Raw genomic sequence first — 18,016 nt, 5'->3', positions numbered from 1 at the left:
CGTAGGACGAGCAAGGGCATGTGAGAAGTGGCGTATACGGCAGTATTGCTATCGTTCGCGCCATGCGTATCGGACTGATCGCGATCGACGGCTGCTTCGGTTCGGCGGTCGCGTCGGTCATCGACATCCTGCGGGTGGCCGACGGGGCCCGCGGCGATGTCGACCCGCGGATCGGCCCGATCGAACTCGCCATCCTCGGACCGAAACGGCGAGTGACCACGACGGCATCGATGACCCTGTCGGTGGACCACCCGCTGTCGGAGTCCGCAGAGTTCGACGTGGTCGTCGTCCCTGCGCTCGGAACCCTCACGGCCGCCGCTACCCACGACGCCCTCCAGAGCCGAGATGCTCGTTCGGTCATCGCCTCGCTCGGGCGCATCGACGACGCGACCACCCGGATCGCCGCGGCGTGCACCGGCGTGTTCGCTGTCGCCGAGACCGGACGGATGCATCATCGGAGGGCGACGACCAGCTGGTTCCTGGGGCCGGAGTTCCTGAAGCGCTATCCGACCGTCGCCCTCGATCTCGACACCATGGTCGTGGTCGACGGGAACCTCGTCACCGCCGGCGCCGCGTTCGCCCACATCGACCTCGCGCTCTCACTCGTGCGATCGATCAGCCCCGACCTGGCCCAACATGTCGCCAAGCTCCTCATCATCGACGAGCGTCCGTCGCAGGCGGCCTTCGTCGCCTACGAACATCTCCGGCACGAGGACCCGATCGTCGTCGAGTTCGAACGCTTCGTGCGCGCCCGCCTGGACGAACCGTTCAACGTCGCCTTCGTCGCGCAGTCGCTCGGCACCAGCCGGCGCACCCTCGAACGACGAGTCCGTGCGGCGCTCAACCTCACTCCGCTCGGGTTCGTCCAACGGCTTCGCATCGAACGAGCTCGGCACCTCTCAGCAACCACGGACCTCACCTCCGCCGAGATCGCGCTACGGGTCGGCTACGCGAACGCCGAGACTCTGCGCTCCCTCCTGCGTAGGGAGCGACGCCGTTCCTGACCTATCGCCATGCCTGTAGCCGGTGTCGTAGCGCTCGGTTGGAACCACCTCTCGGCACGTCGCGTCGACGCTCCTGCGTCGCCCGTGGACGACCCACTCGACACGCCCGCAGCACAGGCCATGTGACGTGTCCCAGGTTCCCGGACGGTCGGGGTTGGGTGGCTGTGATGTCGCTGCGTTCTCGTCGAGGGGGTCAACAGACTCGATCAGGGTCGGTTGGAATGAGACGCGAAGGCGGTCAGGTCAGGGCGGCCGAAGCCGGCCGACGGGGTAGCGTCGGTCACGTCGAGGTCTTTCGGATGGATGACGTCGGAACCTCCACCGTCGGGAGACCTCGACGTCTATCTGCGGACCGACGCGCCCGGCCGACCTACACCCTCATCTGGGAAGAGCCGGGAAACCTGACAACGGCGAGGCACCCTCAGGTCGGTGCGGGCTCGCTGACGCCAACCGTCGAGAGCGGGAACACCGGGTAGTGCGCGGGTTCCTCGTCCGGGGTGAGGGCCGTGGGGCCGAAGATCCAGTCGGTGCGGGCGCAGTGTGGCGGGCGCACCCCGCCCGAGGAGCGCAACATGCTCGGTCTGAGGCAACTCGACGTGGTGCCAGCATGACGGCCCACATCTCAGCACGCGTCGCGCGGTTCGTTGAGAGCGACGCATCCGGGAGGTTCGACCACGCCGCGGCCTTGATGTGGGCCGAGGCCGCCGAGCACGGGCTACCGCTCGCTCGGTCTCCCTGTCGTGTCCTTCCCGCGACGCATGGTCAGCGCCAACCTTGAGCGAGCCCTCCGGGACGGTGACGACACGAAGGAGCCCGCTCACCTCGGCCGGACACGCCTACGCCACGCGACGGTGTCTGAGCCCGGATTAGCCGGACGTGACACCGTTTCTCTCGCGACGCTCCAATCGCGTTGGCCACTGCTGGGCACTGGCCGTGTTGTGCAGCCGGCGCGGAACAAGGCCCGAGGTGCGCCTGATCACCACCTACGCTCGAGCACCCATCCGCCGTGGAGCTGGTCGAAGCTCTACGGAGCTCGCTCACGGAGCGGGGTGGCGACCCCTCGTCGGATGTGTGCAGATCGGACCGCTCCGCGCAGACGCTTGCGAAGGTGCGGGCCAAGGCTGTTGCCCCTCCCCGCCGTGGGGTGCAATGGGTACGCACAAGGATGAGAAACGGCGCCTGACGCTGGAAGAAGTCGGAAGACGTTCTCGCAGTTCAGACGCCGTTTCAGGCATCAAGCCGCAGGTCACGAGGACCCCGGAATCAGATGTCGTAGTAGAGCTCGAACTCGTGCGGGTGCGGGCGCAGCTGCACGGGGGCGATCTCCTGGGTCCGCTTGAAGTGGATCCAGGTCTCGATCAGGTCGTCGGTGAAGACGCCGCCGCGGGTCAGGTACTCGTGGTCGGCCTCGAGCGCGTCGAGGACGGCACCGAGGCTGGTGGGCACCTGGTCGATGTCGGCCATCTCGTCCGGCGGCAGCTCGTAGATGTCCTTGTCGATCGGGGCCGCGGGCTCCGTCTTGTTCTGGACGCCGTCGATGCCGGCGAGCATGAGTGCCGCGAACGCGAGGTACGGGTTCGCCGACGGGTCGGGGAAGCGGGTCTCGACGCGCTTGGCCTTGGGGTTCGCGCCCGTGATCGGGATGCGGACCGAGGCGGAGCGGTTGCGCGAGGAGTAGACCAGCGAGATCGGCGCCTCGAAGCCCGGCACGAGGCGGTGGTAGGAGTTCACCGTCGGGTTGGTGAAGGCGAGCAGCGACGGGGCGTGCTTGAGGATGCCGCCGATGTACCAGCGGGCGGTGTCGGAGAGGCCCGCGTAGCCGGTCTCGTCGAAGAACAGCGGCTCGCCGTCCTTCCACAGCGACTGGTGCACGTGCATGCCAGAGCCGTTGTCGCCGAAGATGGGCTTCGGCATGAAGGTGACCGACTTGCCCTGCTCCCACGCGGTGTTCTTGATGAGGTACTTGAACTTCATCACGTCGTCCGCGGCCTTGAGCAGCGTGTCGAAGCGGTAGTTGATCTCCGCCTGGCCGGCGGTGCCGACCTCGTGGTGCGCGCGCTCGACCTGCAGGCCGCAGGCCTCGAGGTTCTTGACCATGTCGGCGCGCAGGTCGCTGTAGTGGTCGTAGGGCTCGACCGGGAAGTAGCCGCCCTTGAGGCGCGTCTTGTAGCCCTTGTTCTCCTCGCCCTCCTTGCCGGAGTTCCACCAGCCCTCGACGGAGTCGATGTGGTAGTAGCCCTCGTTGACGCCGGTGGAGTAGCGGACGTTGTCGAAGATGTAGAACTCGGCCTCGGGGGCGAAGTACGCGGTGTCCGCGATGCCGGTCGAGTCGAGGTAGGCCAGCGCCTTGCGCGCGATGTTGCGCGGGTCGCGGCTGTAGGCCTCGCCGGTGATCGGGTCGTGGATGAAGAAGTTGACGTTGAGCGTCTTGGACTTGCGGAACGGGTCGAGGTAGGCCGTCGTCGGGTCCGGGAAGAGCGACATGTCCGACTCGTTGATCGCCTGGAAGCCGCGGATCGAGGACCCGTCGAAGCCGAGGCCGTCGTCGAAGACGCTCTGGTCGAAGGAGGAGGCCGGGACGGTGAAGTGCTGCATCACGCCCGGCAGGTCGCAGAAGCGGACGTCGATCATCTCGACGCCCTCGTCCTTGATGAACTTCAGGAGCTCATCGGAGTTGTTGAACATTCGGTGTCCTCCTTGACGGACCTCTCGCGGCCGTCGAGATTGCAGCGTCGGGAACGGAGCCTCGTTGCACCGTGGCGCCGACACTAGCGGGGGGCAGTTTCTTGACCGTATCCCGTTTGTTTCGGCCGTGTTACGTGTGACCGGCAGGTGGCGGCTCCCGACAGCCTCCTAGGCTGGTGGCGTGACGAGCGCCGTAACACCGACCCTCGAGAACGCGAGCTGGGGCCGCCGGATCCTCGCGCTGGTCGTCGACTGGTTCGCCTGCCTGGCCGTCGTCGAGGGCCTCGTGGCCGTCGGCGTGCTGGGCTCGAACCCCAACGGGCTCGGCACCCTCGGCCTCTTCGTGCTCGAGTCCGCGCTGTTCACCGCCACCACGGGCGGGTCCTTCGGCAAGCTCGTGACGCGCGTACGCGTCGTCGACCACCGCGACCCGTCGAGGCCGGTGTCGCTGCTGCGCGCCCTGCTCCGCAGCGTGCTGGTCGCGCTCCTCGTGCCGCCGCTGCTGACCTTCGACGGTCGCGGGGTCCACGACCTCGCCGCAGGGACCCGCACGGTCACGATCTGACTCACGGGTTCGCCGCGGCGAACGACCGCAGGAGGTGGACCACCTCCGCGGTGCCCATCGAGAACGCCACCATCCGCAGGACGACCCGGTCGTCCGGGGTCATGACGTCGACCTCGGCCTGGCCGCGGACCCACGCGAGCCGGGCGACGACCGGCACGCCGCCGAGCCGGAGGTCGTCCTCGACGTCAGCCGTCCGCACCCGCCGAGCGGGGACGGCCGGTGCGAGGTCGCCGGTCCGCACCCAGGCGTCGGGTGCCTGCCCGACGTAGCCCGTGACGTAGGTGAGGTCGACTCGCGCGCGGCCGCTGGTCGCGGTCCACGACCGCGTGGTCTCCCCGTCGCCTGCGGGCGCCGGCCGGTAGAAGTCGCCGGTCTCCTCCCAGGCGGTGCCGGCCGGGAAGACGGGTTCGAGGTCCGGCTCGACGACGGGGTGTGGTGTGGTGTCGCCCTCGACCACCACCGTGGTCGGCGGGGGACCGTCGAGGGGGATCAAGATGCTTCCGTCGCGCCCACCGCCCCCGGCGCGCCAGCTCTCCTCGACCGGGCAGCTGCCCAGGTGGGGGCTCGGCACGTAGGTGAGGTCGACGCGGAGGGTGTCGCCCGATTGCTCGGCGGAGTGGTCGTAGCTCCCGCCGTCGCAGTCGCGCCACCACCACGACGACCTGGACCGCTGGTCGTGCCCCAGTCCGAGGAGGCGGACGCCTCCGGGGGCCACCGTCGCCTCCGCGAAGTGGGCTGGCTGAGGAGCAGCCTGGTCGCGGTGACCCCACGCGAGCGCGACGGTGGCGAGGACCAGCACCCCGGCGAGGAGGAGGAGCGCGTACGCGCTGAGAGTCCGGTTCACGGGGTGCACGGGGCTGGGACGTGCAGCGTGGCTGGACGGATCCCGCCGCCGGGTCCCGGCGCGGCCCGCGTCATGACCTGACGCGCAGTCCCAGGACGAGGTCACGGAGGTCGAGGGCGTCCACACCGCTCACGTCGAGGTCCGCGACCGCGTGGCCGTCGCTCGTGGTGAGCCGGACGTGCACGAGGTCGTCGGGGGAGTAGGACACGAACGACGCCGCGACCTCGGTGCCGCGCAGCTCGAGCCCGAGGTCACCCTCGATCCTGGGGGCGTCGGCGACGTCGATCGGGAGGTCGCCGAGGTCCCCGGTGAGCAGCCAGGCGTCGGGGGCGTCGTCGACGTACGCCGCGGGCTGGGTCACGACGGCGCGTTGGCCCGTGGGTCCCACCCACGTCCGGCGCGTCACGGCGGTGGTGGAGCCCGCTGCAGCAGGCTCCGACTCCCAGCCGTCCGGCGGGACGAGTCCGACGGTGGGGTCGACCACCCGGAGCTCGCTCGCGCCGCCCACTGCGCGGACGGTGGCCGGCGTCGGCCCCTCGAGCGGGACGAACAGGCCCTCGTCGATGCCGGAGGAGGGCCCGAGGTCGACCTGGTCGTCGCCGCCGCACCCTCCGAAGCTGGGCCGCGGGCGGAACACGAGGTCGACCTCGGCACCGCGGGCTCCGGCGCGGTGCACGTCGGCGTCGTACGTCCCGGCTCCGCAGCGGCTCCAGAAGCCGCGCATCCGCTGGGTCGCAAGACGTCGTTCGACGCCGAAGAGGCGCAGCCCACCGGGCGCGGCCTCGGCGCGGTCGAACGTCGCCCGGATCGGGGCCTCCTGCCGGCGGTGGCCGGCGACGGACCAGGCCACCACCAGCGCCACCAGGAGGAGGATCACCGCGCAGGCGATGGCCGCTGGCGCGAGCCGGCGCGACGTGGGGGCCGTCATGTGGCTGCGACGACCGTCGACCGCTGCCGGTTCCGCGAGAGGGTCAGCGACCGCGCTGCTGCGAGCGCATGCCCTTCATCGACGTCGGGACCGGGCCCTTGGGGAGCGGCAGCTTGCCGCGCTGGGCGTCGAGCGCCTTGAGCCGCTGGAGGATGTCGGTCATCTCGGCGGGCTTGACGTTGCGGCCGAGCTTCTGGACGTGGCGCACCAGCTTGGGCAGCGGCACCTCGCCGTGGCCGCGACCGCACACGACCTCGTGGATCGGGACCTCGTAGGCGACCCGCTCGTGCTTCTTGCGCTCGGTGGCGAGCAGCGCCTTGACGCGCGACTGGCTCGAGCCCTCGCCGACCAGGACGATGCCGGGCGGGCCGACGACGCGGTGCACGACGTCCTGCTGCTTGGTGAACCCGACGACCGGGTCGACCTTCCAGCCGCGGCGCAGCATCTGGAGCGCGCCGGCGGCGGCCGCGGGCTGGCCCTCCATCTGGGTGTAGGCCGCCTTCTGCGCGCGCCGACCGAAGACGATCAGCGCCGCGAGGATGCCGATCATCAGCGCGCTGATGATCGAGATGACCAGCGAGAGGACGCCGTCGCCGGGCAGCAGCCACATCAGGCCGAAGCCGACCGCAGCGCCCACCAGGAAGGTCGCGAGGAGGATCAGGCCCAGGCGCGGGTCGCTGCGCTTGGCCATCTGGTAGGTCTGCATGATCTGTCCACGGCGCGAGCTGGGCGTGGAGGCGGGGGTCGACATAGCTGGCCTTGTCCTGGCTGGTGAGTGTGCGGTGCGGAGGTGCGGGTCAGACGGGGTCAGACGGTCGCGGCGGCGCGGGCGTCCATGGCCTGACCGTACAGCCGGCCGGCGCGGTAGGACGAGCGGACGAGCGGTCCGGACAGGGCGCCGGCGAAGCCGATCTCGTCGGCCTCGGCCTTGAGCTCGACGAACTCCTCGGGCTTGACCCACCGCTCGACGGGGTGGTGGCGCGGGGAGGGCGGAGGTACTGGGTGATGGTGATCAGCTCGCAGCCGGCCTCGTGCAGGTCGCGCAGCGCCTGCGAGACCTCCTCGCGGGTCTCGCCCATGCCGAGGATGAGGTTGGACTTGGTCACCAGCCCGAAGTCGCGGGCCTGGGTGATCACGTCGAGGGAGCGGTCGTAGCGGAACGCGGGACGGATCCGCTTGAAGATCCGCGGCACGGTCTCGACGTTGTGGGCCAGCACCTCGGGGCGCGACTCGAAGACCTCGGTGAGCAGGTCGGGCTTGCCGTTGAAGTCGGGGATCAGGTTCTCCACCCCGGTGCCGGGGTTGAGGGCGTGGATCGCGCGGACGGTCTCGGCGTAGAGCCACGCACCGCCGTCGGGGAGGTCGTCGCGGGCGACGCCGGTGATGGTGGCGTACTTGAGCTGCATCTTCTGCACCGACTCGGCCACGCGGCGGGGCTCGTCGCGGTCGAGCGGGGCGGGCTTGCCGGTGTCGATCTGGCAGAAGTCGCAGCGCCGGGTGCACTGCTCGCCGCCGATGAGGAAGGTGGCCTCGCGGTCCTCCCAGCACTCGAAGATGTTGGGGCAGCCGGCCTCCTGGCACACCGTGTGGAGTCCCTCGGACTTCACCAGGTTCTGCAGGGCGGTGTATTCCGGGCCCATCTTCGCCTTGGTCTTGATCCACTCCGGCTTGCGCTCGATCGGCGTCTCGGCGTTGCGGATCTCCAGGCGGAGGAGCTTGCGTCCTTCGGGTGCAGGGGCAGTCACGTCGTCACTCTACGCCGGGCCGGATGCCCGCCCAATTCGCCCTCGGCCGCGCTGGGCACCGCGTCCGAGAGCGCCTCAGAGCAGCAGGTCCGGCGTGATCGGGAGCCGGCGCACGCGTCGCCCGGTGGCGTGGAAGACGGCGTTGCCGATGGCCGCCGCGACCCCGCACAGGCCGATCTCGCCGACGCCCTTCACCCCGACCGGGTTGAGCCGGTCGGGACCGCCCACGAACTCGACCTCGAGGTCGGGCACGTCCGCGCTGACCGCGACGAGGTAGTCGGCGAGGTGGGCGTTGGTGATCCGCCCGGTCTGCGGGCCGGCGTGCAGGTCGGTGACGGTGTGCTCGAGCAGCGCGTGGCCGATGCCGCCGACGGTCCCGCCGACGACCTGGCTGCGGGCGGTGCGCTCGTTGAGCACCTCGCCGCAGTCGACGACCGACACCAGCCGCTCGACCCGCACCAGCCCGAGGTCGGCGTCGACGCGGACCTTGGCGAACTTCGCGCCGAACGCGCCCGAGGGGGACATGCCGACCTCCGCCGGGTCGGGCGGGGTGGCAGTGGCCTCCGCGGACACCTCGTCACGCTGGCCAACGGCTCCGGAGAGTGCCTCCAGCCCGGGGGCGTCGCCCAGACCGAGGTCGTCGAGCAGCGACGCGGCGGCGCGGGCGACCGCGTTGCTGATCGCCATCGCAAGGCCGGACCCGCCGGCCGGGGGAGAGGCGGGCAGGCTGCTGTCGCCCAGCACGACCTCGACGTCGGCCAGGTCGAGGCCGAGGTGGCGGGCCGCGACCTGGGTGACGACCGTGTAGGTCCCGGTCCCGATGTCCATCGCCGAGGAGTGCACCGCGGCGGTGCCGTCGGCGCGGACCACGAGGCGTACGGAGCAGGGCTGCTGGAAGTAGAAGAACGACACGGCGGCCATGCCGTAGCCGACGAGGTCGTCGCCGTCGCGCATCGAGCGCGGCGCGGGGTCGCGGTCGTCCCAGCCGATCAGCTCGGCGCCGCGGCGCAGGCACTCGTCGAGCGCCTTGCTCGACCACGGCAGGTCGTCCTGGTCGGGGTTGGTGTGGGCGTAGTTGCGCAGCCGGAGCTCCACCGGGTCGACGTCCAGCTCGACGGCGAGCTCGTCGAGCGCGGTCTCGAGGGCGAAGTTGCCCTGCGCCTCGCCGGGCGCACGCATCGAGCCCGGCGGCGGGATGTGCAGCCGGACCTGGTCGACGTCCGTGCGCAGGTGCTCGACCGCGTAGCCCTGACGGGTCCCGGAGACGACGTCCTCCGGGTTGTCGTCGTCGAGCGCGACGGGGACGGTCGCGGTGTGCTCCACCGCGGTCAGGGTGCCGTCCCGCCGGGCGCCGAGCCGCACCCGCTGGACGGTCTCGGGTCGGTGGCCGATGCCGGTGAACATCTGCGGCCGGCTCAGCACCACCCGCACCGGCCGGCCGACCACCCGCGCGGCCATCGCGGCGGCGTGGATGAACGGCCAGGGCCGCAGGCCGGAGCCGAAGCCGCCGCCGAGGTAGGGGCACAGCACCTGCACGCCCTCGCGGGGCACGCCGAACGCCTCGGCGAGGCTGGCCGCGACGTTGAACGGCCACTGGGTGGTCGCCCACATGGTCAGGGCGTCGCCGTCCCACTGCGCGCACGCGGCGAAGAGGCCGATCGGGTTGTTGGTGTTGTCGCCGGTGACGTAGTCGGCCTCGACGACCACCTCGGCCTCCGCGAGCCCGCGGTCGAGGTCGCCGCGGACGCTGTCGGCCCCGACCGGGTCGTCGCCCTCGCGGGTGGCGCGCGGGTCGTTGAGGTCGACCACCGGCTCGGCGTCGTCGACGTGGACGTGGAGCAGCGAGGCGGCGTGGACCGCCTCCTCGCGCGTCTGGGCGACGACGAGCGCGACGTAGTCGCCGCGGAAGCGGACCTGGTCGTCCTGGAAGGGCGGGACAGGGGCGCGGCCGGCGGCCGACTCGTCGGGCCGGACGACCTGCGGGGCGTTGTGGTGGGTGATCACCTCGACGACACCGGGCGCGGCCAGCGCGTCGGTGGTGTCGACCAGCGTGAGGGTGCCGGCCGTGGCGGTGCTGCCGACCAGCACGCCGACCAGGGCGTCCCGCGGCGCGAGGTCGTCGGCGTACGGCACCTCGCCGGTCACCTTGAGCGGTCCGTCGACGCGGGTCGCGCCGTCCCCGATGACCGGCTCGCCGGTGCGGCTGTCGGTGCGCTCGGACGTCGTGGTCACTCGCTCGCTCCTGTCACGTCGCGGAGCTGGCGCACGAGGGTGCGGCGCGCGAGCTCGGGCTTGAAGGTGGTGCCCGGGACGGTGAACGCGTCCGCGAGCTCGGCCTCGACGGCCTGCTCGAACAGCTCCAGCGTGGGTCGCTGCCCGGCCAGCACGTCCTCGGCGCGGCGGGCCCGCCACGGCACCGACCCGACGCCGCCGAGCCCGATCGCGACGTGGGCGAGGCGCCCGTCCTCGACCCGCGCGACCACGGCCGCGGAGGTGAGCGCGAACTCGTACGACGCGCGCTCGCGGACCTTGAGGTAGCCGGTGCGGGCGTCCGGCACCGGGATCTCGAGGTGGGTCAGCACCTCGCCGGCGCGCAGCGTGTTGTCGCGCGTCGGGTCCTCGTCGGCCCGCACGTGGAGGTCGGTGACCGGCACCGTGCGGGCGCCGTCGGGGCCGTGCAGCCGTACTCGCGCGTCGAGCGCCACGAGCGCGACGGCGAGGTCGGAGGGGTGGACCGAGATGCAGCCCGCGTCGACGCCGAGCACGGCGTGCATGCGCGCGGTGCCCTCGACCGCCGCGCACCCGCTGCCGGGCACCCGCTTGTTGCACTGCACGACCCCGGGGTCGCGGTAGTAGCGGCACCGGGTGCGCTGGAGCAGGTTGCCGCCGACGGTGGCCATCGTCCGCAGCTGGGGCGACGCGGCGAGCAGCAGCGAGTCGCGCAGGACGTCGAGCCCGGCGACGGCGTCGTGCGCCGCGAGGTCGGCCATCGTGACGCCGGCGCCGACGACGAGCAGGTCGCCCTCGACCTCGACGTCGGTCAGCGGGAGGCCGCTGATGTCGACGAGGGTGCCGGGTGACCACACGCCGTCGCGCATCAGGTCGTACTGCGTGGTGCCGCCGGCGAGCAGCACCACGTCGTCGGGGTTCTGGACGGCACGGGCGACGGCGTCGGAGGTCAGGGCGGCCGCGGCGGTCTCGAGGTCGTCGGCGCGGACGTAGGTGAAGGGGTGCACGCTCACGCCTCCTGACGGGAAGCGGCGAGGACGGCGTCGACGATGCGCGGGTAGGCCCCGCAGCGGCACAGGTTGCCGCTCATCAGCTCGCGCACCTCCTCGGCGTCCGGCCGCTCGACCTCGTCGAGCAGCGCGACCGCCGACATCACCTGCCCGGCGGTGCACGCGCCGCACTGGAACGCGTCGCAGTCGATGAACGCCTGCTGGACCGGGTGCAGGTCGTCGGCGGACCCGATCCCCTCGATGGTCGTGACGTCGTGGCCCTCGGCCTGCACGGCCAGGGTCAGGCAGGACAGCCGGCGCCGGCCGTCGAGGTGGACGGTGCACGCGCCGCACGCACCCTGGTCGCAGCCCTTCTGCGTGCCGGTGAGGCCGAGGTCGTCGCGCAGCAGGTCGAGCAACGAGCGCCGCGTGTCCACCTCCACCACGTGGGGGTCCCCGTTGACGGTCAGGTTGACGGACGTCCGGCTCATGCGGCCATCGAAGCAGGCGTCGCGGTCACGGAGATCACCCTTCCGAGCGCCCCGGTCCGGCCGGGGTCTCGACGTAGTCGGGCTCGGTCGTCGAGAGCCGCTGGTGGGCGGTGCCGCGGGCGGAGCGCTCGCCGCGCCCGATGGACCCGACGGCAGCCGCGAGGCCGTACGCGGGCATGTTGCCGTAGACGCTCTCGATGCGGTCGGTGGGCACCACGTAGGTCTCGTGGAAGATCCCGACGTCGCCGGAACCGGCCGCGTCGCGGTTGAAGGCCGCCCATGCCGGGGCGTGCGACAGCGAGGCGTCGCGGGCGTAGGCGCCGAGCTCCTCCGCGCTGCGCCAGTACTGGATGGTCAGCAGCGTCCGCCCGGACCAGTACGACTGGACGCCCAGCAGCCCACGGTCCTCCTTCGCGAGCTCGCGCAGCATCTGCGGCATGCCGACGAAGGTCGGCCACCAGCTGCGCACCTTGCGGATCCGGTTGATGCGCATGCCGATGACGAACACCACGACGTCGCCGTCGGGTGGGTCGGCGACGTACTGCCCGCCTCGGACGCCGCGCGGGGCGCGACGGGGAGCGGAGTCGTAGCCGCGGGGAACGCGGCGTGGGGTGGTGCGACCGGCCATGACGACCTCCAGGATCGTGACCCCCGCACTGCCAGCGTGGCACCGCGGGAGCGCCGGGGTCAACGAGGCCCGGGGCCGCCTCCGGGACGGTCCGTCAGGCGCCCGGCGTGACCAGCTGGATCCGCGGACCCCGGCCCGGCTCCGGGCGGGCGTCGTAGTCCGGGGTCGCGTCGTAGGGGCCCCACGCGAGGTAGGTCGCGAGGTGCTGCCGCACGCTGGGCAGGACGTCCTGGACGGTCACGTCGTGGCCGAGCTCGCGGCTCAGGGAGGTGACGCCGGCGTCGGCGATGCCGCACGGCACGAATCGGTCGTACCACCCGAGGTCGACGTCGCAGTTGAGTGCGAAGCCGTGCATCGTGACGCCGCGGCTGACCCGGATGCCGATCGCGGCGATCTTGCGCTCGGGGCCGCGGTCGTCCTCGCGCAGCCAGACGCCGCTGCGCCCGGGGATGCGTGCCGTCGTCACGCCGAGGTCGGTGCACACCGCGATGAGGGCCTCCTCGACGCGGCGGACGTAGTCGACGACCTTGACGTGGTCGGGCAGCGAGACGATGGGGTAGCCGACGAGCTGGCCGGGGCCGTGGAAGGTGATCTTGCCGCCGCGGTCGACGTCGATGACGGGCGCGCCGCCCGGGTCGGCCGGGCGCTCGTGCGGGTCGGTGCGCTTGCCGGCGGTGAAGACTGGCGGGTGCTCGAGGAGCAGGACGGTGTCGCCGCGGGTGCCGGCGACGACCTCCTCGTGCACGCGCCGCTGGACGTCCCAGGCGGCGAGGTAGTCGACGGCGTCGTCGCCGAGCCCGGCGACCTCGAAGTCCAGCGCGTTCACGTCCAGCGACATGTCGGCGAGCCTACGCCCGTCGTCCCTGTGGATGACGGCCGACGTCCGGCCGCCGGATCGGCGAGGGTGGTGGGGTGGACCCACGCCGCCTAATCCCCGCCCTGGCCGCGCTCGCCTGTGCCTGCCTCGTCCTCACGGCCGTCGTGGGGTGGAGCCGGTCCCGTCCGGAGGGTGCGGCGACGACCGGCGCGGCCGCCGGCTCGACGGACACGGGGTCTGTGTCCGCGGCGGTGCGGGGACCCGCCGGCGTGCTCGCCGCATGGGACGAGCGGCGGTCCGCGGCCTGGGCGGACGGCGACGCGGGCGCGCTGCGCCGCCTCTACGTCGCGGGCTCGCGCGCGGGTGCGGCCGACGTCGCGCTGCTGCGCCGCTACGCCGGGCGCGGCCTGAGGGTCGAGGGCCTCACCACGCAGGTGCTGGCCCTGCAGGTGGTGGCGCGCGCGCCGCGCCGGCTGGTGCTGCGCACCACCGACCGGGTGGTGGGGGCGCGGGCCGTCGGCGGTCCGTCAGGGTCGGTGCCGCTGCCGGTCGGGCGGCCGGCCACGCGCGAGGTGGTCCTCGTGCGCCGCGGCGGCAGCTGGCGGGTCGCGGAGGCGACCGGTCAGGCCAGCGCGGCGGCCAGCACCTCGCGCACGTCCTCGTCCTCGAAGTCGTAGCCGGCACGCTCGAGCGCGGCCGGTCGCGCGTTGACCGAGGCCAGGAGCTCCGAGGACAGGTCGCCGGCGGCGACCTCGAGGATCTTGGCCGGTGCGACCAGGAACGCCGGGCGCCGGACCGCGCGGGCCAGCTCCCGGGTGAACTCCGCGTTGGTCGGCGTCGTCGGGCAGCACAGGTTGAAGGCGCCGGACACGTCGCGCGACTCCAGCAGGTAGGACACCGCGCCGATCCAGTCGCGCAGCGAGATCATCGGGAAGTACTGCTCGCCCGAGCCCAGGCGCGCGCCGAGCCCTGCCTTGAACAGCAGCCGCAGCTGCTTGAGCGGGGGAGAGGTGCGGTCCATCACCGGTGCGGTGCGCAGCACGCACACGCGGGCGCCGGCCTCGCGGGCCGGCTCGGCGGCCGCGGACCACTCCCGGGTGACCCGGGTGAGGAAGGCGTCGCCGTGGCTGTCCGCGTCCTCGGTGACGAGCGCGTCGCCGTGGTCGCCGTACCACCCGATGCCGTTGCCGGCGAGGAACGCCGGCGGACGCTCGGCGGCCGCGATGGTGCGGGCGAGCAGGCCGGTCGTCGAGATCCGGCTCTCCAGCACCTCCTCGGCCCACCGGCCGGAGTGCGGGTTGCCGGCGATGCTGGCGCCGGCCAGGTTGACCACGGCGTCCGCGCGGGCGACGACCGCGGCGTCCACCTCCCCGCGCGCGGGGTCCCAGCGGGACTCGTGCGACGACGTGGGGTCGCGGCGCACGAGCGTGGTCACCTCGTGGCCGTGGACCCGCAGGTGCTCGGTCAGGTGGGTGCCGAGGAACCCGGACGCTCCGGCGATGACGACGCGCATGCGCCCACCCAACCATGCGGGCCAAAGCCCGGCCGCGGTCCGGGCGGCGGTCGGGCCGTCGGCCGGTCAGCCGGCGAGGTGGCCCCAGCGCGCGGTCAGCCGCTCCCACGGCCCCTGGTCGACCACCCGGCCGGCGTCGAGCACCACGACCCGGTCGGCGCGGGCCAGGGCCGCGGCCTTGCTGGTCGCGCCGATCACCGCCGAACCGCGGGCCCGCAGTGCCTCCCAGAGCTCGATCTCGGTGGCGGCGTCGAGGGCGGAGGAGACGTCGTCGGCGAGCAGCACGTCGGCGTCGCACGCCAGCGCCCGGGCGAGCGCGAGCCGCTGCACCTGCCCGCCGGAGAGGCGTACGCCGCGGTGCCCCACGAGCGAGTCCGGGCCGCCGGCCTCCGCGACGTCGCGCCCCATCCGGGCGGCGTCGAGCGCCGGCATCACCGGACGGCCGGGGTGGTCGAGACCGACGTTGCCGGTGAAGGTGCCGGACAGCACGCGGGGGACCTGGGCGACGTGGGCGACGCGGGCGGGCCGGAGCGCGGTCTGCGGGTCGTCGACCGGCTGGTCGTTCCAGAGGATCTCGCCGGTGCTGCTGACCAGGCCGGCGAGCGCGCCGAGCAGGCTCGACTTGCCCGAGCCCACCTGGCCGAGCAGCAGCACGAGCTCGCCGGAGCGCACCTCGAGGTCGACGGCCTGCACGCCGAGCGTCCCGTCGTCGTGGACGGCGGACACCTCACGCAGGGTCAGGGTGCGCAGCGGGTCGCGCACCGGCGTCGGGGGTGCGTCGGCCGTGCCGGCGGAGAGGTCCATCCCGGCCGGCAGCACCATCAGGTCACCGCCGCCGGCCAGCGCGCTGGTGGCGTGCATCCAGGCGCGGGTGCCGGGCGCCTCGGTCACGACGGCGCCCGCGACCCGGCCGAACCAGTCGAAGCCGCTGACCGCGTTGGCGACGAGCAGCGCGGTCGCGAGCTCCCAGCGACCGGCGAGCAGACCACCCCACGCGGCGACGACGCCGCACTGCACCATGACGACGGGGACGCCGTCGAGCAGGGACTGCACGCGGTGCTCGCGCACCGCCGCGTCGACCCGGCCGCCGTCGACCTCGCGGAGGTGGTGGTGGAGCTGGGGGGTGGCCGCGGCCAGCTTGACGGTGCGGATCGACTCGAGCGTCGACACCAGCGCCTGCCCGAACCGGGCGCGGGCCGCGGACGCGGCCGCCGCGGACCGCCCGGCCACCCGCCGCCCGAGCGAGGAGGCCAGGGCGGAGGCGGTCATGACGGCGAGCAGGATCGCGCCGGCGAGCCACGTCCCGGCGATCAGCGCGGTCAGCCCGGCCACGACGAGGCCGTTGACGAAGTCGACCCAGCGGTCGGTGTAGCGGGCGATGCGGTCGGCGTCCATCGCGCGGGCGACGACCTCGCCCGGCGGGGTGCGGACGAGGCGACGCTGCGAGGTCTGGCCGGCGAGCACCGCGGCGCGGACCCGCATCCGGACCTCGACCCACCAGTGCGGGTAGGTCCAGAACGCCTGCGACAGCAGCAGCGGACCCACCATGAGCGAGGCGACGAGCGCGACCACGAGCAGGAGCGGGACGTCGCCGTCCTGCAGCGAGGTGACGACGTGTCCCCACACGAAGCCCGTGACCGCGCCGTAGGCACCGGTGATCGACGCGACCAGGAAGAGCAGCGCACCGAGCAGGCCCCACTCCGGCTTGAGCCGGATGCAGTGCCAGACCTGGCGCAGCAGCCCGAGTGGCGGGTCGACGTGAGGCGGCGCGGGCGGCGTCGTGCTGCGGCGCACCGAGCCGATCGAGTCGCCGTCGTGGTGGTGGTCCTCGACCGCGACCTCGTGGGCGGCCGCTGCGAGGAGGTCGCGGAACGGGCCGTCGGCGGTGGCGAGCCGCTCGCGCGGACCCTGCTGGACGACGCGGCCCGACTCGAGCACGGCGACCTGCTCGGCGCGCTCGGTCGTCGAGAGCCGGTGGGCGACGAGGATGCCGGTGCGGCCCGCGATCAGCCGGTCGGCGGCGCGGACGACGCGGGCCTCGGTCACCGGGTCCATCCGGGCCGTCGCCTCGTCGAGCACCACGATGCTGACGTCGCGCACGAGCAGGCGGGCGAACGCGACGAGCTGCTCCTCGCCGGCCGACAGCGTCGTGCCCCCGGGGCCGAGGCGGGTGTCGAGGCCCTCGGGGAGGCCGGCCACCCAGTCGGTGAGGCCGAGCTCCTCCACGGCCGCGACCACCTGCTCGCGCGGCGCGTCGCCGAACAGGGTGATGTTGTCGGCCAGGCTGCCGGCGAGGATCTCGGTGCGCTGGGTGACCACGCCGACGGCGGAGCGCAGCAGCTGGAGGTCGAGGTCACGCACGTCGGCGCCGCCGACGAACACCGAGCCCCGCGGCGGCTCGACGGCGCGCGAGAGCAGGGAGGCGAGGGTGGACTTGCCGGATCCGGTGCGGCCGACGAGCGCGCAGGTGTGGCCGGCGGGGACGGCGAGGTCGACGTCGCGCAGCGCGAACGTGCCGTGGCCGTAGGAGAAGGCCAGACCGCGCAGCTCGACGTCGAGCGGACCGCTCGGCAGCGCGGCGCCGCCCACCGGCTCGGCCGGGACCGCGAGCATGCCGCGCAGCCTCAGCACCGCACCCATGCCCTCCTGCAGGTCGGGAAGGTGGCGCGCGAGCATGTCGACCTGGCCGACGAACATCGTGGTGACCAGGAACAGGGTCACCAGCCGTGCGGTGGTGAGGTCGCCGGACAGGACGAGCGAGACCCCGACCACGCCGGTGGCGGCCAGGATGCCGTGCAGCAGCGCGCCGCTGCGGCGGGTGACGCTGACCTCGATCGCCAGCACCCGGCGCAGCCGGCGGTGGATCTCGGCGGCGAGCTCGGCGTTGCGGCGCAGCACGTGGGACTGGCCCAGCGAGGTGCGGACGTCGTCGCGGGCGGCGACACCCTCCTCGGTCGAGGCGGCGTGGTCGGTCCAGGCGGCCTCCTCCAGCACCTTGCGCTCGGCGATCTGCGGCAGCAGCCGCCGGATCGCGAACCACACCAGCACCGCGCACAGCGGGAACAGGATCGCCGAGGGCCACCACGTCAGCCCGGCGACGATCCACAGCGGCCCGGCCGACAGCAGCGTGCGCAGCGCCATCCACACGCCCCAGCGCATCAGCTGGCCGACCTCCCACGTGTCGTCGTCGATGCGGTCGAGGACCTCGCCGACGGCCTGCTCGGAGAGCTCGGAGAGCGGCTGCGCCATCGCGGCGTCGATCAGGTCGGCGCGCAGGCGGCCCTCGGCCCGGTCGACCACGACGCCCCACAGCGTGCGGGCCGCGGTGTCGACGAACGCACCACCCACGACGCAGGTCGCGAGGAGGGCGACGAGGGTCGAGGTGGGGGACTCGGCCAGGCGACCGGCGACCACGCTGCCGAGCGACGAGGCGACCGCCCCGACCAGCGCCATCGACAGGCACACGACGGTCAGCGGGCGGCGTACGCGACGCCAGTCGACCGGCACCCGACCCGCCGGCAGTCCCTCCGTCGCGGGGGTCTCTGCCGACGTCGTCCGGGGCTGGGTCTCGGTCACCG

At 73.1% G+C, this 18,016-nt stretch carries 14 protein-coding genes and 1 pseudogene; 3 read left to right on the top strand and 12 right to left on the bottom strand.

The window, feature by feature from the left end:
* Nucleotides 1-20: 20 nt before the first annotated feature.
* A complete protein-coding gene (locus KDN32_RS11390; RefSeq protein ID WP_443678611.1) occupies nucleotides 21-1,004 on the top strand; it encodes a GlxA family transcriptional regulator in 984 nt (327 codons plus the stop codon).
* Nucleotides 1,005-2,267: 1,263 nt separating this feature from the next.
* Here KDN32_RS11390 and glnA read toward each other — a convergent pair.
* Nucleotides 2,268-3,689, bottom strand: a complete 1,422-nt coding sequence (glnA, locus tag KDN32_RS11385) for a type I glutamate--ammonia ligase (RefSeq protein ID WP_211732126.1) — start codon at nucleotides 3,687-3,689, stop codon at nucleotides 2,268-2,270.
* A 181-nt stretch (nucleotides 3,690-3,870) separates the two neighbouring features.
* Between glnA and KDN32_RS11380 the strand changes: the two genes are divergently transcribed.
* The gene (locus tag KDN32_RS11380; RefSeq protein ID WP_211732124.1) at nucleotides 3,871-4,254 is read left to right on the top strand and encodes an RDD family protein; all 384 of its coding nucleotides are present in this window, start codon (nucleotides 3,871-3,873) and stop codon (nucleotides 4,252-4,254) included.
* 1 nt (nucleotide 4,255) lies between these two features.
* Here the strand turns inward: KDN32_RS11380 and KDN32_RS11375 are convergent, their stop codons facing one another.
* The 9 genes and pseudogenes from KDN32_RS11375 to lipB all read right to left on the bottom strand — a co-directional run bounded on the left by KDN32_RS11375 (nucleotide 4,256) and on the right by lipB (nucleotide 12,946).
* The gene (locus tag KDN32_RS11375; protein WP_211732122.1) at nucleotides 4,256-5,098 is read right to left on the bottom strand and encodes a hypothetical protein; all 843 of its coding nucleotides are present in this window, start codon (nucleotides 5,096-5,098) and stop codon (nucleotides 4,256-4,258) included.
* Between the two features lie 70 nt (nucleotides 5,099-5,168).
* Entirely contained in the window at nucleotides 5,169-6,026 is an 858-nt protein-coding gene (locus tag KDN32_RS11370) for a hypothetical protein (RefSeq protein WP_211732120.1), read from the bottom strand.
* A gap of 43 nt (nucleotides 6,027-6,069) precedes the next feature.
* Nucleotides 6,070-6,777 carry a DUF4191 domain-containing protein gene (locus KDN32_RS11365; RefSeq protein WP_211732118.1) on the bottom strand — a complete coding sequence of 236 codons (708 nt, stop codon included), beginning with the start codon at nucleotides 6,775-6,777 and terminating at the stop codon, nucleotides 6,070-6,072.
* A 56-nt stretch (nucleotides 6,778-6,833) separates the two neighbouring features.
* Nucleotides 6,834-7,771, bottom strand: a pseudogene (gene lipA / locus KDN32_RS11360) (lipoyl synthase).
* Between the two features lie 75 nt (nucleotides 7,772-7,846).
* Nucleotides 7,847-10,003, bottom strand: coding sequence for a xanthine dehydrogenase family protein molybdopterin-binding subunit (locus tag KDN32_RS11355; protein WP_211732116.1), 2,157 nt, complete (start codon nucleotides 10,001-10,003; stop codon nucleotides 7,847-7,849).
* Nucleotides 10,000-11,013, bottom strand: coding sequence for an FAD binding domain-containing protein (locus KDN32_RS11350; protein ID WP_211732114.1), 1,014 nt, complete (start codon nucleotides 11,011-11,013; stop codon nucleotides 10,000-10,002). The genes KDN32_RS11355 and KDN32_RS11350 overlap by 4 nt, the downstream gene beginning before the upstream one ends.
* Nucleotides 11,010-11,480: a (2Fe-2S)-binding protein gene (locus tag KDN32_RS11345; RefSeq protein WP_211732112.1), complete on the bottom strand. Its 471-nt coding sequence runs from the start codon at nucleotides 11,478-11,480 to the stop codon at nucleotides 11,010-11,012. The genes KDN32_RS11350 and KDN32_RS11345 overlap by 4 nt, the downstream gene beginning before the upstream one ends.
* 34 nt (nucleotides 11,481-11,514) lie before the next feature.
* A complete protein-coding gene (locus tag KDN32_RS11340) occupies nucleotides 11,515-12,108 on the bottom strand; it encodes a DUF4188 domain-containing protein (protein ID WP_211732110.1) in 594 nt (197 codons plus the stop codon).
* A gap of 94 nt (nucleotides 12,109-12,202) precedes the next feature.
* Nucleotides 12,203-12,946, bottom strand: a complete 744-nt coding sequence (gene lipB / locus KDN32_RS11335; RefSeq protein ID WP_211732108.1) for a lipoyl(octanoyl) transferase LipB — start codon at nucleotides 12,944-12,946, stop codon at nucleotides 12,203-12,205.
* A gap of 74 nt (nucleotides 12,947-13,020) precedes the next feature.
* On the opposite strand from lipB, the gene KDN32_RS11330 reads away from it, so the two are divergent.
* Nucleotides 13,021-13,602, top strand: a complete 582-nt coding sequence (locus tag KDN32_RS11330; RefSeq protein ID WP_211732106.1) for a hypothetical protein — start codon at nucleotides 13,021-13,023, stop codon at nucleotides 13,600-13,602.
* Here the strand turns inward: KDN32_RS11330 and KDN32_RS11325 are convergent.
* Together KDN32_RS11325 and KDN32_RS11320 are read right to left on the bottom strand one after the other, a co-directional pair.
* The gene (locus tag KDN32_RS11325) at nucleotides 13,548-14,438 is read right to left on the bottom strand and encodes a TIGR01777 family oxidoreductase (RefSeq protein ID WP_211732104.1); all 891 of its coding nucleotides are present in this window, start codon (nucleotides 14,436-14,438) and stop codon (nucleotides 13,548-13,550) included. The genes KDN32_RS11330 and KDN32_RS11325 overlap by 55 nt on opposite strands.
* A gap of 66 nt (nucleotides 14,439-14,504) precedes the next feature.
* Nucleotides 14,505-18,014 carry an ATP-binding cassette domain-containing protein gene (locus KDN32_RS11320; protein WP_307853965.1) on the bottom strand — a complete coding sequence of 1,170 codons (3,510 nt, stop codon included), beginning with the start codon at nucleotides 18,012-18,014 and terminating at the stop codon, nucleotides 14,505-14,507.
* Nucleotides 18,015-18,016 lie beyond the last annotated feature (2 nt).

Source organism: Nocardioides palaemonis (assembly GCF_018275325.1).
Taxonomy (GTDB): domain Bacteria; phylum Actinomycetota; class Actinomycetes; order Propionibacteriales; family Nocardioidaceae; genus Nocardioides; species Nocardioides palaemonis.
The sequence above is the reverse complement of the archived record's forward strand: the minus strand, read 5'-3'. Positions and strand labels throughout refer to the sequence as shown.